Genomic DNA, 15270 nt, shown 5'->3' with positions numbered 1-15270 from the left:
TTTTAAATAGTTTTATCTAGTAAAAATTTTCCCTAGACTCCTCCTCTATATTCTCTATTTAACGACAATTCCCTTTATTTCTTCAACGATTTCATATAATTTATCACACATTTTAATTATTTGCAATTTTTGTCGAATAATAATGAAGTATTATATTCATATAAAAACGCTGTAAACAAATGATTCTTCACAGAATCACCGTTTACAGCGGGCTAGATTTCTTACTCGTCTGAAGAGTCTACATCTCCCTCTTCGTTCACTTCTTGTTCATTTTCATCCTCTAACTCAAAGTCTTCGATCTCTCCAAATTCTTCATCCGTCGTAAGGTTAATGAATTCAATAACTGGCAAAACACTTTCTCCGGTATCGTTCACAATGACTTCAATTTCGTCCCCTGGCTGAATGAATACAGCAGCTGCATTTCCTGTCATATCAAATTCTAATACACGACTTTCTCCCTCTAGTAGCACTTGGATGAAACGAGAATTAGATACTTGACTCACTCGATATACAGTTCCTTCAACCTCTAACTCATCTAGTAGATTCGTCGGTATATAATCATCTGTTCCTAAATCGTTTGCTAACATTTGACGATAATGGTGAAACGCTTCCTCTCTCGATGTTCCAGTAGCAACGCTTGACGTGTCAGCATGAACCATAGCAATTTCACGCATTAACCCACTTTGATCCACTACCGGTACTACCCATGTGTAGTTATCATAGATTGAGTACAAAACAGGTTGTGTACCTTCCCATTGCTCACGTTGGAATGAGCGATTCACGGCATCCCTTGCACCTCTAGCATTCGTCATACCAGATGTTCCTGCATAATAGGTCGCATCTCCTGTTTGGGCATTAACCATCGTAAAGCCTACCATTGCGTTGGATTCCTGATTGGGTCTCATATGATCGATCATCCAATACATATTCCCATCTGGTCCAAGCACACCAATCATCTCTTCATCACTCGTTGGTTGGTGTACCCCTTCTTTGGCAAATAAAGAATTAATTAATCCATTGCTGTACGTTCCAAACCAGTACGCATAATCAAGTGCTAATGAATAATGAATAGCATTATCGATAAAGTCGGGTTGTTCCCCTAACGCATACTTCTGCGTTTCTCCTGTAACTGGGTCAACTAAAATAACGCCATCTGCTTTCGGTGCACTACGGTAATGGTCATAGTACGCATAGGAATACGCGTAATAAGGATTTCCATCATTATCCGGTTCGAAAGAATAATCAATCAATATAACGTCACCATAAAGACTTCTAATATGCCTTTCTAAGTTTTCTCCTAAAAAAGCACTCGGTACATACGTCATTTCATAGTCATCAACGAGTACCGCTTCTGCGTTTGGATTCTCTGCACTAACCATAACGTAACCAGGTGCGCTATCCGCTCTCAGCCAACGCCAGACACTAGAATATTCAATTGGCGATACCCAGTATAATTCGCCATCAATTCGCTGAATGGCGGACTCGCCTAGTTCATAAAAGGAATAGTTCTCTATATTCCCGAATACAATTTCCGATTTGTATCGAGCATAAGAATGTGGAACGGATCGAACGCTTTCTTCCGTTACTGAATCAATTGAATCGGTTGAAATCTCAATTTCACCTAATTCACTTAATTGTTGCGTGATGGTTAGTGGGTATACAATGTTCATAATAAGCAACCCAACAAATAAAACAGCACCAATTCCTGCTTGAGTTAAGCGAACATTACCTTTTTTAAGTTTCTGCACTTTTTTCTTTTTAGTTGCGGTAGATAACCCTTTCGCTGCTTGAAAAAAACCTGATACAAGCAAGTTTAAGGCAACGATAAATCCGAAACTATTCAAAAATCCAGTAAGTGAATGATCCACTAATAAAATATAAATAATAACAAAACTTAACACTACTCCAATTCCGTAGCGGAGTACTTGGCTCAACAACCATTGCTTTGGCATTTGTTTCATGCCGCGCACCCATTCAACCGGATTTAAATTTAAACACGTTAACCCCATAATCATAATCCAAAAAAACATCGACTCTCCCCTTCCCCTCACAGTATACTACGAGTGAAATGGATTTGGGTTTCAATTACGTGCAAATTTACTGTGGATATGAGAAAACTAAACTATGATAACTTTGCTAGAGGTGAAAATCGATGAAACAAGCACTCATTATCTTAAATCCAAGTTCAGGTAAAGAAAAAGCACGCACGTATGGCGAACAAGCATCTCGCTTGCTAGAAGATATAGGCTATACAGTTGCAGTAAAAGAGACACAAAAAGAGTTTGACGCAACCTCTTTTTGTATAGAGGCGTGCGAGAAAAAAATCGACTTAGTTGTATCCCTTGGTGGAGATGGGACGCTACACGAGACGATAAACGGCATGATTGACCAAACATATCGACCCAAACTAGCCGTTATTCCACTTGGTACAGTAAATGATTTTGCTCGAGCACTTCATATTCCTTTACAACCAGAAAAAGCAATTGACATGTTACGTTCCACCACTACACGCAGAGCAGATATTGGTAGAATAAATGACCAATTATTTATCAATGTTGTAGCAGCTGGTCAATTAGCTACCTCACTATCAGAAGTTCCATCAGAAGATAAATCAAAACTCGGTTTTTTTGCATATGTAAAAGAAGGCATTAAAACGTTCGCAGGTGATGCTTCATGCACAATGAGTGTCGAATACGATGAGCAAACATGGGAAGGACGAGCATTACTCTTTATTGCAGCCTTAACGAATTCAGTTGGTGGCTTTGAACAGCTAGCACCTTCAGCAGAAATTGACGACGGTTATTTACATTGCTTCATCATACAAGATACGAATTTATTAAATACAGCTGTGGTTGGTACTTCCTTACTAGCCGGTACTTTAGAGCATAGTAAATACGTTCATGCCTTCAAAGCAAAGCGCGTTCACGTATCGGCAGAAAGTGAATTAACGACGAATGTTGATGGAGAGTCAGGAATGTCATTACCTGTCACGATTGAACTTGTCCCTAGTTATATAGATGTCCTTGTACCACTAAACAAGTAAACGAGCGCAAAAAAACCGTCGTTTAACGCGCTCGTGAACTAGTTTTAACCAGATAACCACTTGCCTTTTGTTCGTATCATACACTTACATACTACTAATCAATTGCCAAATGAAAAAGATAACGGCTGCAACCGCTGCTAACGAAAAGGCTATACGTAAAATGGCTTTCGTTACACCTGCTAAGATGACAAACAAAATAACCGCAATAATGATCCAAATCATTGTATCCATTAATATTTTCACCTCAAGAACCTAATCTTTACTCGACAAAAATGCGTACATTCACATCAAGCTCGATACATTTAATGCACATTCTACAAAATCCTACAAAAGCTCGCTCTTTTTTCAGAAAATTTATAATGAAGTCCCTCTTTATGTATGCCATAATACAGTTAAGAGCAAGAGGGAAGGAGTTCGTTGTATGTACGCTGTAACCCGTATCGTCGATGGCTATACTCAGTCGCTAAAAAACTCCTCTACACCTTATGACAAGTTATTTTCCTCTTATGAACATGCAGACCATTTAGCTTCAAAACTAAATTTAAATACATTCCCTGAAATGCACTGGAAAGTAAATAAAGTATTTCGACCATAATGGCTTACGAGCACCCCCTTATAGGATGGGGTGTTTTTTAGTAGTTCCCTCTTCTTCTCCCTAACAAACCTGATTATCCTGTGCATAAAAGATGTACGATTCGAAACAATATGGTAAGGTTTAACTTATGTATTTCAATGAGGAGGAAACATGTCACTATGAAAAAGCATTACCTTGTCGCAACTGCATTCGCTACCATGGTTTCTTTAAGCGCATGTGGAAGCGATAACAGCAATCAAGGCGATTCAACTGGTTCTATTCAGATAGGCTATAATTTATACGCAGAGGCGATCGCATTTTCCCACGTTTGGGAGCAGCTTTTAGAAGAACAGGGCTATGATGTTGAACTAGCTTCTGTTGAAAAAGCATTTTTATTTTCAGGTGTAGAGCAAGGAGATTATGACATCGGCTTTAACACTTGGTTACCATTAACAGATAAAGCTTACATTGACGAGAATAATGATAAACTTGATGTTCAAGAAGATGGTGTGCTCTATGAAGGCGCCACATTAGGGCTTGCGGTGCCTACATATATGGAAGATATTCAGTCAATAGCTGATCTCCCAGATGCTTATGACGAGCTTAATGGGACCATTTATGGCATTGATCCAGGCTCAGCGTTAATGGGGTTAACAGAAGATGACGTAATTCCTCATTATGGACTAGAAGATTTCTCACTTGCAGCTTCGTCTGAACAAGCGATGGTTGCAGAACTTCAAAATGCTTATCAAAATGAAGAGCCTATTGTTGTTACATTATGGAGCCCACACTGGACTTTAGGAGAATATGACTTGAAATTTCTTGATGATCCAGACCGCATTTATGGTGAGCCAGACGATATTTATTATCTCGCTCGAAATGGATTAGCGGAAGATCATTCAGACGTTATCACGTGGCTTAATAATGCTAAATTCACAGATGAAACACTTGGAGAACTTCTTCAGTTACAAGCGGAATTAGATGATGACGAAGAAGCGGCTAGACAGTGGATTGAACAAAATCGTGAACTTGTTGACAGTTGGTTAGAAAAGTAAAAACCAGGGCCTGAGCCTTGGTTTTTACTTTTGATTGGTAAAACCCGCTTTATAAAGCATACTAAGTACAAATGGATTTACCTTGACAGCGTACATAATTTTAAATAAGATAATACAATCCTTTTCGGATAAATTTAATAGGATAAGGTGATCAAGTGTCTACGAAAGCGCAACAGGAAGAAACAAAACCATTGAATCCACCACAGCGTCTTTTAGTGATAGTTGGTATAGTTGTATCCATATTATTAACTGTCTTTTTAGCTCTTACACAACATGTTGTCCAACCCTTGTTAGCACTAATAGGAATTGGACTTGGATTTACATTATTTCATGCTAGATTTGGCTTTACATCTGCTTTTCGAAGGTTAGCATCTGTAGGGAATGGCCAATCTTTACGAGCGCATATGCTTATGCTTGCAGTAGCCTGTTTATTGTTTGCACCAATCTTAGCAGTCGGTACCACGTTTTTTGGAACAGACGCGAACGGATACGTTTCCCCTGTAGGCGTCAGTTTACTTGTCGGTGCCTTTATTTTTGGTATTGGTATGCAACTTGGTGGAGGTTGTGCGTCAGGTACATTATATGCTGTTGGTGGCGGACGATCTGTTATGTTTATCACGCTACTTTTCTTTATCATTGGTTCTACAATCGGAGCAGCCCACTTTACGTTTTGGATGGACGATATGCCATCAGCCGAACCCTTTTCTTTAGCAACGTCAACTGGACTAGGCTACGGTGGCGCACTGTTAGTATCTTTACTTATTTTTGCAGGTATTGCGTGGATTACAATTCGTATTGAAAAGAAAAAAAATCCACCAAAAATGGCAGCCGTACCCTCTGCCGTTGGCTGGAAGCGCGTATTTAGAGGTTCTTGGCCTTTATTTACAGCGGCAATTGTACTTGCAGTGTTAAACGCCTTAACTCTATTGACACGCGGTACGCCATGGGGTGTAACATCAGCATTTACGTTATGGGGTTCAAAAGCCGCCGATGCAATTGGATTCGATGTTGAGAGCTGGGGCTATTGGCAAGGAAGTACAGAAGCCTTACATGCATCTATCTTCGCTGATACGACAACAGTTTTAAACTTTGGTGTTATATTAGGCGCCTTTCTCGCTTCTGCAGCAGGTGGGTTGTTTACACTATCAAACATCACTGCAAAAAATGCGGCTGCCTCTGTTATTGGTGGTTTGCTAATGGGTTACGGCGCACGTCTCGCGTTTGGTTGTAACGTGGGTGCTTATTTTGGGGGTATTGCATCCTTTAGTGCACATGGCTACATCTGGGGCGTAATGGCCATCGGTGGAACCTTTTTGGCACTCAAGCTACGACCTTTGTTCGGACTGTCGGTTCCTAAACCGCAAGATCGTTTTTGCTAGAACGGAAGAGCAGTAGTGATATTCCTACTGCTTTTTTTCTTTAATACCAGTAAATCTTGATACGTTGTATAGTGAGTACGACCACACCAACTTCGATTTTGGTTTAAACCACCAATTTGTTAAAACAAGTTAAAAACGCCTTCCCAACTTGCTCAAAGTTCCCACCTACAAATTGTTGCAGATGATCTGGCGGAAGCTGATTAACCATGACTAACTCCTCTTCGTTGTTCTCATAATTCATTCATCAGAAAGCTAGCATCAATTGACAGACTTATTCAAATCCGGTTGTTTTTCCCCAATAGAGCAGGTAGTCTTATGACGATAGAAGCTTAAAGGTGGACATGAAAATGAACGTAAAACGAAAGATCATTGTTTCTTTTATTGGGTTTAGTCTTATTTGGGTGATAGGAACCGATTATTTATTACTAAGTTGGGAGCCTGAACTATATTCCTTTTACCAAAAATTAAAAGGGATTTTCTTTATTATCGCAACCAGCGTTTTTATTTATTTCTTGTTAAACAAATCAGAGAAGATTAACACGTTAACAGAAGAAAAAGAGAAGGTCGAAACACTTATTAATTCTATTCCTGACTTCATCAGCTTTAAAGATGGGGATGGTCGTTGGATTCAATCTAATACATTTGCCTTAAAACTTTTCCGTTTAGATCAACATCATTACATCGGAAAAACAAATAGCCAGCTTGCTGAAGAACAACCTTTTTTTAAAAAGGAATTTTCACTAGCAAATGAGACAGATGAACAAACGTGGGCACTCCAAAAAACAACGAGGAGTGAAACTGTTATAACGCTAGAGAATGGGGAACAGAAAATATTTGATACGACGAAGACGCCTCTTTTTACAGAGAGCGGTGAGCGTAAAGCCTTAATTGTTGTAGGTCGAGATGTGACAGAGCGAATACAAGCAAAACAACGATTAGCAGAGAGCGAGCTTCGATATAAAGCATTGTTTGATTACAGCCCTGAGCTTGTTTATATGATTGATCTTCAAGGAAATATTACCGATCTTAATCAACATTTCATCCACGTCACCGGCTATGATAGAGAAGAAAGTATTGGAGAACCATTCATTTCATTTATTGATGAACGAGATCATGTTCGCTTAAAACTAACATTTTATCAAGTGATAACAAGTCGAGAAGTTGTTCAATGTAATGAGATTCGGATCAAGCATCGAACTGGAAAGAAGGTCATCGTCAATTGCGCATCGCTACCTATCATGATAAATGGAGAACTTGTCGGCATTACAGGTTACGCACACAATATGACACCGATGATCGAAGCAGAGGAAAAACTTCGTACGACCGAAAAGTTAGCCGTAGTTGGCGAATTAGCAGCAGGAATTGCTCATGAAATACGCAATCCATTGACATCACTTCGAGGATTTGTTCAACTGTTTCAAACAGAGAGCAAGGAAGAGAACCCTATTCATCGTATTATGTTAGAGGAACTGGAACGCATTAATATGATTGCAAGTGAATTACTCGTCCTGTCACGCCCTCACGATGTCATTTTTTCGAAAACAAATGTAACAAACGTTCTATCAGATGTCATCCATCTATTATCTGCTGAAGCGAAAGCAAATGGCAGTAGCTTATCATTTAAAAAGCCGTACCCTCTTTATCTATATGGGGATAAAAATCAACTTAAGCAATTGTTTATTAATGTTATTAAAAATGCGATAGAAGCGAGTGCCAGTGCTATTATCGTGACAATGCAAGCCCGAGATGGGTCGCTTACCGTCAAGATTAAGGATGACGGTCACGGTATGAGCGAGGAACGTATTGAACGATTAGGTGAGCCATTCTTTTCACAAAAAGAAAAAGGCACAGGCTTAGGATTGACAGTTAGTCATAAAATTGTTGAACAGCATGAAGGTACCATTTTTTACGATAGTACAGTGGGAGAAGGAACAACCGTTCACCTTGCGTTTCCGTTATTGAAAGAAGTCCCTTAGGTGTCAACCTAAGGGACTTTTCTTTAGATACTCCACTCTTTCTTTGTTAAGTATTTCATTCCTCCTAATAGTAGTAAAATGATAAGGCTCATTGTGATCCAAACGGGCTTGAAGCTTATAGGATCGTTCAAAAGAAAGGCTTCTACCAAAACAAGAAGTCCTGCAGGCGTCCACAAGGCGCCCTCTCCAAATAAAACTGGAAAAAGCATCACAAGCATCATTAGTAAAATACTAAGGAGACTTACTACTGCTGAGCTTTTAACGATTGTTCCAATGAAAAGGGTTACAGTCACGATAAACATTAACCATAATCCATAGATGAGTACCGTAAACACGATTGATGAAAACGATATCGATCCATACAATAGGGAAATATAGTAAAGTGCTGCTAATAAACCCGCTATAAAACTTCCTATTACTAAAGCAAGAGCTACAACCCATTTTGAAAGCCAATAGGACCAATGTGTCACTGGTTTCACAAGTATGAGCAAGGCTTCTCCTGTTTTTCGTTCATTCGTATAAGTCGACATAAAAGACAAGACGATTGCAAACATACCAATTTGTGAAAATTGGTTCAAGGTATTAACAACTACTTCCTCCGCAGTTAGTGTTGGCATTGCAAAATTCGCCCCTTCTGGCAAACCACCAAGTAAAACGAGCATATCTTCCATGTAATAAAGCGTTAATGGCTGCATCATCCCTAAGATGACAAACAAAGTCGGCAACCATAAACATTTATAGTTGCGCCAGTTTTCAAGCGCTTCTTTTCTTATTAGCGCGGTAAGCTGATTCATATCGTCACCGCTTTCCGAAAAATATCCTCGAGGGTCTTTTTACGTTTTTTAATTCCATCAAATGAATAGCTACCCTTTTCAAGAATTGATAATAGCATTAAATCGTATCGCGTCTGATTTGGTGTGATCCTTATCTCAACATAATTTACCCTTCTAGTGATACACCATGTTGGGTAAACAGCTTTAAGTTCAGCTTCTAGCCTTTCACACTCTGCGGTCTCAATTTCTAGCACATACTCTTCCCCTTTTGAATGAAGAGAACCGGTTTCGACTAATTGGCCTTTGTGCATAAACATATAGGCATCACTAATCTGCTCTGCATCATGAAGAACATGAGTTGAATAGATGATCGTTCGCTCTTTTTTTAGTGTTAGTAGAAGTTCCATTACTTCTGTTCTAGCTTTAGGGTCTAATGCTGATACAGGTTCATCTAGTAACAGCACTTTCGGGTCGTTCACTAAGCTCTGAGCAATGCCAAGTCGTTGTTTCATTCCTCCAGAGTATGATTCTATGCGCTTCTCCTTTCCATCCTCAAGGCGGACAAGGGTTAAAAGATCAGTAGCTTTACGGACCGCATGCTGTTTTTTCATGCCAACTAATTGACCGACATGCGTGAGATACTCTAATCCAGTCATCCAATCGTGGAAAGATGGGAATTGAGGCAAAAAACCAATGTACGAACGGATATCTTTTTTCGTCACGCCTTCAAATTCAATTCTGCCAGATGTCGGCTTTAATAAAGAAGCAATTAACTGCAACAGGGTTGTCTTTCCTGCTCCATTCTCACCGATTAGTGCCGTAATGTTATTTGTCTCAATGTGAGCGTTCACATGACAAATTCGAGATCCTTTACTAAGCTCAATTACGTTAATATTCATTACTTTTCTTCCTTCCGAAGATAAAGTATGCTATTGGGCCAAGTAAGTTAATGACTATAATAATGATTACCCATACCCATTTCTCACCTCGAACATAATTACGGCGGTACAGATCAATTAAGGCAACAATCATCAGTAGTAGTTGAACAACTATAAGTGGTATAAACATCCTTACGATCTCGATCACATCATTCATCTTACTCATCCCCTCTTCCTTTAACGATCGGTATAAACCAATAAGTCCATATAAAGTAAACAACCAGCGGCATCGGAAAATGAGTTACACCCCAAATACCCCAAAACCATTTCATCTGCCCATTCTTTTGACTCTTAAAATACAAATAAATACTTTGCATTAAGAGCAGTATTCCAAGTGCTATCCAAGCCCAGATAGGAACTTCGGTTAATGGTTGTAAATCATAATTCATAACGATCCCTCCAACGTTTCACCAGTCCCCATACAAAAAGTACAGGAAGTAATCCCACTAAGATAACGTTCATCGTTACATAAATAGCTGGTAACCTTGCAATCGAAAAAACAACGATGTTAACAAGAATGAGCGTTATGACAAAGAAGAGAATGGCTTCACGTCGCTGTTTTCGTTTTGTTTCCTGAATAAGCGCAATCATATCTTCTTTGGTTGGTGAATGTAGTTGACTCCTATCCAGTTGAGCCCATCCATCTTTCACTTTATCGTCGAATTCCTTCATCGCTCCTTAACTCCTTTCGAATGTAGTCAACCGCACTATTCACTCTCGACTTTGCTGTCCCAGTCCGAATTTGACAGATTCGTCCAATCTCTTCGTAGCTGTAACCATAATAATGCTTCAATAAGAGCGGAACTCTCTTTTTGCTATCTAGCTTCAGTAAAACATTTTGAATATCAAGCCATTCAGCATGCGGTTCTTCTTTCATCGACCATTGTAACCGTTGCATCCGTACATACTGATCTTCATGCTTCCTCTTTCGTTTTTTATCTATAAAGGCATTAGTCGCAATCTGAAATAGCCACGTAGAAAATGTTGCTTTTTTTATCTTGTAACTTTTTATTGCTATAATCGCCTTTGTCATCGTTTCCTGGGTTAAATCTGCAGCATAGTCAGGATCGAAAGTGACTTTTAATAAAAAACGGTAAACACTGTCGTAGTGATTCGTTAATAACACAGCTAATGCTTCTTCTTCGCCTTTCTGCGCTTTTTGAATCAATACTTCAAGCGGTTCTTCCATAACACCACCCCTATGCTCTTCATCTTTCTAATCTGCACAACTGTTATACGTTTATAAGATCAATTCGTTCATTTTATTTAAACCCTTTTTTTGAGCAGTAAAATAGGGTTTTATTTTGTTCTATGTTATAGTGCTTAACAGTAAACACGAAAGGAAGACCGTTTAAATGAGACTAAGCATTCTTGATCAAGCACCCATACCGCAAGGGTCAACCTCTACTGATGCACTGCAATTTACGAAAGCACTTGCAACCTTAGGGGACGAATTAGGCTACCATCGACTTTGGATGGCTGAACACCATAATGGCACGTCTTTTTCGAGCTCTGCTCCAGAAATTACAATCGCACACTTAGCTGCTCAAACGAAGCGAATCCGCCTAGGAACAGGCGGTGTCATGATGATGCATTATTCGCCCTTAAAAATGGCAGAAGTCTTTAAAACATTAAGTGCTCTCGCGCCAAACCGTATCGATTTTGGTGTTGGTCGAGCTCCCGGTGGGGATCATCATTCCATTCACGCCCTTGCTCAAGGAAAAGCATACCAACCAGATGATCAGTACGATAAATTAGCGACAACGTTACAGCTGATCAATGATCAAAAAACCAATGATCCTCTTTATAATCAAGTCATTGCTTCCCCACACGAAGTAGCGTTACCAGAAGCATGGCTATTGGGATCTAGCGGAAATAGCGCTAGACAGGCAGGAAAGCAAGGGGTGGGGTACTCATTTGCACAATTTTTTAACGGAGAAATGTCTAAAGAGATCTTTGATACGTACCGCCATTATTTCGAGCCATCGTATTTCATGCCTGATCCAATCATTAGCGTGTCGTATGCAGTTACAGTTGCAGAAACAAAAGATGAGGCAGAGTTTCTTGCTCTACCAATTGATTTGGCCCGATTATTTCTTATGCGTGGAAGACTACCACAAACGCTTAGTCCTGAAGATGCTCAACAGTATCCTTTAACAGAAATGGATCGAGCCATTCTTGCTAAAAATCGCTCATTACACCTTGTCGGAACACCTAAAGAGGTAAGCAACCAGTTGTTGGAGGAAAAAGAGACGTTCGGCTTTGACGAAGTTATGATTAATAGCAATCAATATTCTTTTGAATCCAGACTCAATGTTTATCGTTTGATGGCGAAAGAACTGCTAAATAAACCAGCTACCAAATAATTGGCTGCTGGTTTTACTATTTCCCAAGAAATAAATTGTCGTAAATAGGAGCAAGCACGATGTTTAGAGTCGAGTAAGGCTTCATGTCTAGAATGTTTCATCAAGTAACGATTCCGTTGGTTTCTTTCGTTTCCATTATGTAAACATCATGATAGCTTCCTTCATGCCATTCTCGTTTCTCTACTTTTCCCACAATTGAAAAGCCACATTTTTTGTAACAAGCAATAGCACGTACGTTTTTAACTCGTGGATCAACCGTCACAATTGCAGCTGCATCTTTTTCTCGTATACGTGCAATAAGTAGGTGAATAAAAGCACTTCCAAAGCCTTTGTTCCAATACGTCACTTCGCCGATAAACAAATCCATTCCGTATACCGACTGATATACTGAATACCCGTATGTTCGCTTATCTCCAACTGTTAATTGATAAGATTGTAAGTACGCTATCGGCACACCACCCACTTCACCAATCCAGCGATCTTCTTCAGTATCGGCATAAAATTTTTCTTGTATCAGGGCTTCTGTAAATTGCCGATCTCTTCCCTCATAAAATGCAAGAACCTCTTCTGTCGTTAACCACTTTAATAAAAAAGCTTTATCCCCTTGTTTTAACGGTCGAATTGTTGGGTCTTTTTTATACACGGAACTCCCCCATTTACCGAATTATTCTGAAAGAATAAAAGAAAAAAGGACGTCGCCCTATTAAAGGCGACGTAACCATTAGAGCTGAATCGTAGTTTTCCCGTACATATATTTCTGCAAAGCTTTAGGAATGGCAATTGAGCCATCTTCTTGTTGATGATTTTCTAATAACGGAATCAAAATTCTAGGTGTTGCGACTGCCGTATTATTTAACGTATAGCAGTATTGAAGTTTTCCATTTTCGTCACGATAACGAATGTTTGACCGTCTCGCTTGGAAATCTGTTACGTTTGAAGAAGAGTGGGTTTCACTATAACTTTCACGACTCGGCATCCACGTTTCAATATCATATTGTTTATGATTTTTTTGAGACATATCGCCTGTACAAACAGCCACCACTCGGTACGGAAGTTCCAATAAGGTTAAAATTTCTTTTGCAATCTCGGTAATTTCTGATAAGAGACGATCGGCTAGTTCTGGATCATTCTTGCAAAGAACAACTTGCTCAACCTTCGCAAACTGATGGACACGGTATAAACCCCGAACATCTCTTCCAGCAGATCCAGCTTCTCTTCGGAAACAGTTTGATACTGCACCTAAGCGAATTGGTTCCTCAACATCGACAATCTCATTTCCATAAAAACCAACAAGGGGTACTTCCGCAGTACCTACTAGATACTTATTGTCTTTCTCTAGATGATACGTCTGCTCTTTACCATCTGGAAAAAAGCCTGTACTATATAATACTTCTTCGTTTGCCATTAACGGTACGTCCATAATGGAGAAACCACGCTCATGTAATAAATCGACAGCCAACTGCTGAACCGCTCTATGTAAAAATAGTCCTTGGTTCTTTAGCACATAATTACGCGTTCCAGCGATTTTCACGCCTCGCTCCACATCAAACATTTCGTGAGCCTGTCCTAGTTCCATGTGATCTTTAGGTGTAAATGAAAATTGTGGGATCTCCCCGACTTTTTCTAATTCAACATTATCTTCGTCAGAGTTACCAACAGGTGTATCTTCAGAGACAACGTTCGGAATTAAATTCATTATGTGTAAATAAGACGTTTCAACCTCTTGGTATTCGGTCTCTAACTCTTTAATTGATTGGTTCAGAAGACGGACTTCTTCTTTCTTTGCGTCCATTTCCTCTTTTTTCTTTTCTCTTGCTAATTCACCGATCGCTTTTGTTTGTTGATTGCGCTCTGTTCGGTAGCCTTCAATCTTCTGAATAAGTTCGCGTCGCTTTTGATCGACTTCAATGAGTTCATCTACTGGGACGTTTAACTTCTTTTGAACTGCCGTTTGTTTAATTCTGTCGGCATGATCCCTTATAAATTGAATATCTAACATGTGTAAACCTCTCTCATTCTAATTTCTCACTCGTATACATTGTAAACGACTAGTAATCATTATGTACATTTTAGCACACCACTATAGCTTTCACACGTAAAAATATGCTTTTCCTTTACACAATCAACCTCTTTACATACATTCATTTAAAAAACACGCTTTTTTCCAGAAAAAAGTGGTTTCGTTTTGCGGAAAGAAGGGTATACATTTGAGCTAACTTTTTCTGATATAGTGTGTGTAGCTTGAACGCGAAAAAAGTTGGCACAAAAGCCCAATAACACCTGTTACTAAAAAGGAGACTTAAATGGACATTCGATATTTAGAAGCGTTTCTAACGATTTCTGAAGAAGGCAGTATTTCGAAAGCCGCTACTCGACTGGGGTTAACCCAACCCGCTGTTAGTCGACATGTAAAAGAATTAGAAAAATCTTTAAACAAAACGTTGTTTATTCGCTCACACGAGGGGATGACATTAACAGAAACAGGACAACTTTTCTATAATGAGATGCAGCCCATTTGGCATGAACTACAGCGTAAACTCCATCGCTTTGTACCAAAAAACGCGGTTCGCTTAGGTGTTGCACCTTTTATTTCGTCCACGTATTTACCCCAAACTCTTACATATGAAGCCTCAAAAATGAACATCACGTGCACATATACACGAGATAACTGCCTTGAATTTATACCGATGCTAAAAAAAGGAGACATTGATGCTGCAATTTTTGAAGACTATCCTTCTCATGAAGGCTTTTACTCGACACTCGTTAAGCATGATGAATATCAAGTTGCCATAGCTGAGGACCATCCACTTGCTGATTGTGAAGAACTCTCGCTTGAGCAATGTTTTTCATACCCACAAATTGTTCCACCAAAAACAAGTCGCTTTTATCAAATGTGGCATACATTATGCGAGAAAAACGGTTGGAAAAAAAGGGATATTCATAGCCTCCCTTACCGATCCTTTCTCTATTCTTTGACACAAAACCATGCGGTAGCTATCATTCCAAAGTTGATGGTTGAACCACCTTGGAATCGACATTTTCTATTCAAACGCCTCTCTAATTGTCCGTTCACTCGGGACTTATACCTTTTCACTTCTAAGAAATCTTACTTAAAACCTCTTCAACAAAGTTTAATACATACGCTTCAAAGGTAAATAAATATTTG

General features: G+C 39.3%; 17 protein-coding genes. 7 read left to right on the top strand and 10 right to left on the bottom strand.

Features of this window, described 5'->3' with window-relative positions; translation table 11 throughout:
• Nucleotides 1-221: 221 nt before the first annotated feature.
• Nucleotides 222-2030, bottom strand: coding sequence for a hypothetical protein (locus tag FPV17_RS06855; protein WP_144558587.1), 1809 nt, complete (start codon nt 2028-2030; stop codon nt 222-224).
• A 122-nt stretch (nt 2031-2152) separates the two neighbouring features.
• Between FPV17_RS06855 and FPV17_RS06850 the strand changes: the two genes are divergently transcribed.
• Nucleotides 2153-3043 carry a diacylglycerol/lipid kinase family protein gene (locus tag FPV17_RS06850; protein ID WP_144558586.1) on the top strand — a complete coding sequence of 297 codons (891 nt, stop codon included), beginning with the start codon at nt 2153-2155 and terminating at the stop codon, nt 3041-3043.
• Between the two features lie 84 nt (nt 3044-3127).
• On the opposite strand, the gene FPV17_RS21815 is transcribed toward FPV17_RS06850, so the two are convergent.
• The gene (locus tag FPV17_RS21815) at nt 3128-3274 is read right to left on the bottom strand and encodes a hypothetical protein (protein WP_158332025.1); all 147 of its coding nucleotides are present in this window, start codon (nt 3272-3274) and stop codon (nt 3128-3130) included.
• Nucleotides 3275-3464: 190 nt separating this feature from the next.
• On the opposite strand from FPV17_RS21815, the gene FPV17_RS21810 reads away from it, so the two are divergent.
• The 4 genes from FPV17_RS21810 to FPV17_RS06835 all read left to right on the top strand — a co-directional run bounded on the left by FPV17_RS21810 (nt 3465) and on the right by FPV17_RS06835 (nt 8027).
• Nucleotides 3465-3638 (top strand): hypothetical protein, encoded by a 174-nt coding sequence (locus FPV17_RS21810; protein ID WP_158332026.1) that lies wholly within the window; start codon nt 3465-3467, stop codon nt 3636-3638.
• A 158-nt stretch (nt 3639-3796) separates the two neighbouring features.
• A complete protein-coding gene (locus tag FPV17_RS06845; RefSeq protein ID WP_246117148.1) occupies nt 3797-4672 on the top strand; it encodes a glycine betaine ABC transporter substrate-binding protein in 876 nt (291 codons plus the stop codon).
• Between the two features lie 155 nt (nt 4673-4827).
• Nucleotides 4828-6051, top strand: coding sequence for a YeeE/YedE family protein (locus FPV17_RS06840; protein WP_144558585.1), 1224 nt, complete (start codon nt 4828-4830; stop codon nt 6049-6051).
• Nucleotides 6052-6398: 347 nt separating this feature from the next.
• Nucleotides 6399-8027: a PAS domain-containing sensor histidine kinase gene (locus FPV17_RS06835; RefSeq protein ID WP_144558584.1), complete on the top strand. Its 1629-nt coding sequence runs from the start codon at nt 6399-6401 to the stop codon at nt 8025-8027.
• Nucleotides 8028-8050: 23 nt separating this feature from the next.
• Here the strand turns inward: FPV17_RS06835 and FPV17_RS06830 are convergent, their stop codons facing one another.
• The 6 genes from FPV17_RS06830 to FPV17_RS06805 are packed head-to-tail and all read right to left on the bottom strand — an operon-like array spanning nt 8051 to nt 10927.
• Nucleotides 8051-8821 (bottom strand): ABC transporter permease, encoded by a 771-nt coding sequence (locus FPV17_RS06830; RefSeq protein WP_052008138.1) that lies wholly within the window; start codon nt 8819-8821, stop codon nt 8051-8053.
• The gene (locus tag FPV17_RS06825) at nt 8818-9699 is read right to left on the bottom strand and encodes an ABC transporter ATP-binding protein (protein WP_144558583.1); all 882 of its coding nucleotides are present in this window, start codon (nt 9697-9699) and stop codon (nt 8818-8820) included. The genes FPV17_RS06830 and FPV17_RS06825 overlap by 4 nt, the downstream gene beginning before the upstream one ends.
• Nucleotides 9689-9895, bottom strand: a complete 207-nt coding sequence (locus FPV17_RS06820; RefSeq protein WP_052008141.1) for a PLDc N-terminal domain-containing protein — start codon at nt 9893-9895, stop codon at nt 9689-9691. Before FPV17_RS06820 ends, FPV17_RS06825 begins: the two co-directional genes overlap by 11 nt.
• Nucleotide 9896: 1 nt before the next feature.
• Entirely contained in the window at nt 9897-10127 is a 231-nt protein-coding gene (locus FPV17_RS06815; protein ID WP_052008142.1) for a hypothetical protein, read from the bottom strand.
• Nucleotides 10117-10410: a YxlC family protein gene (locus FPV17_RS06810; RefSeq protein WP_144558582.1), complete on the bottom strand. Its 294-nt coding sequence runs from the start codon at nt 10408-10410 to the stop codon at nt 10117-10119. The genes FPV17_RS06815 and FPV17_RS06810 overlap by 11 nt, the downstream gene beginning before the upstream one ends.
• Complete coding sequence (locus FPV17_RS06805; RefSeq protein WP_035396735.1) at nt 10391-10927, bottom strand: sigma-70 family RNA polymerase sigma factor; 537 nt, start codon at nt 10925-10927, stop codon at nt 10391-10393. The genes FPV17_RS06810 and FPV17_RS06805 overlap by 20 nt, the downstream gene beginning before the upstream one ends.
• Nucleotides 10928-11093: 166 nt before the next feature.
• Between FPV17_RS06805 and FPV17_RS06800 the strand changes: the two genes are divergently transcribed.
• The gene (locus FPV17_RS06800) at nt 11094-12104 is read left to right on the top strand and encodes an LLM class flavin-dependent oxidoreductase (RefSeq protein ID WP_144558581.1); all 1011 of its coding nucleotides are present in this window, start codon (nt 11094-11096) and stop codon (nt 12102-12104) included.
• A gap of 100 nt (nt 12105-12204) precedes the next feature.
• Here the strand turns inward: FPV17_RS06800 and FPV17_RS06795 are convergent, their stop codons facing one another.
• Nucleotides 12205-12747: a GNAT family N-acetyltransferase gene (locus FPV17_RS06795; RefSeq protein ID WP_052008143.1), complete on the bottom strand. Its 543-nt coding sequence runs from the start codon at nt 12745-12747 to the stop codon at nt 12205-12207.
• Between the two features lie 78 nt (nt 12748-12825).
• Nucleotides 12826-14103, bottom strand: a complete 1278-nt coding sequence (gene serS / locus FPV17_RS06790) for a serine--tRNA ligase (protein ID WP_144558580.1) — start codon at nt 14101-14103, stop codon at nt 12826-12828.
• Nucleotides 14104-14407: 304 nt separating this feature from the next.
• On the opposite strand from serS, the gene FPV17_RS06785 reads away from it, so the two are divergent.
• Entirely contained in the window at nt 14408-15259 is an 852-nt protein-coding gene (locus tag FPV17_RS06785) for a LysR family transcriptional regulator (protein WP_035396736.1), read from the top strand.
• Nucleotides 15260-15270 lie beyond the last annotated feature (11 nt).

Source organism: Shouchella miscanthi (genome assembly GCF_007725405.1).
Taxonomy (GTDB): domain Bacteria; phylum Bacillota; class Bacilli; order Bacillales; family Bacillaceae_D; genus Shouchella; species Shouchella hunanensis.
This window is presented reverse-complemented; position numbering and strand designations above follow the sequence as displayed.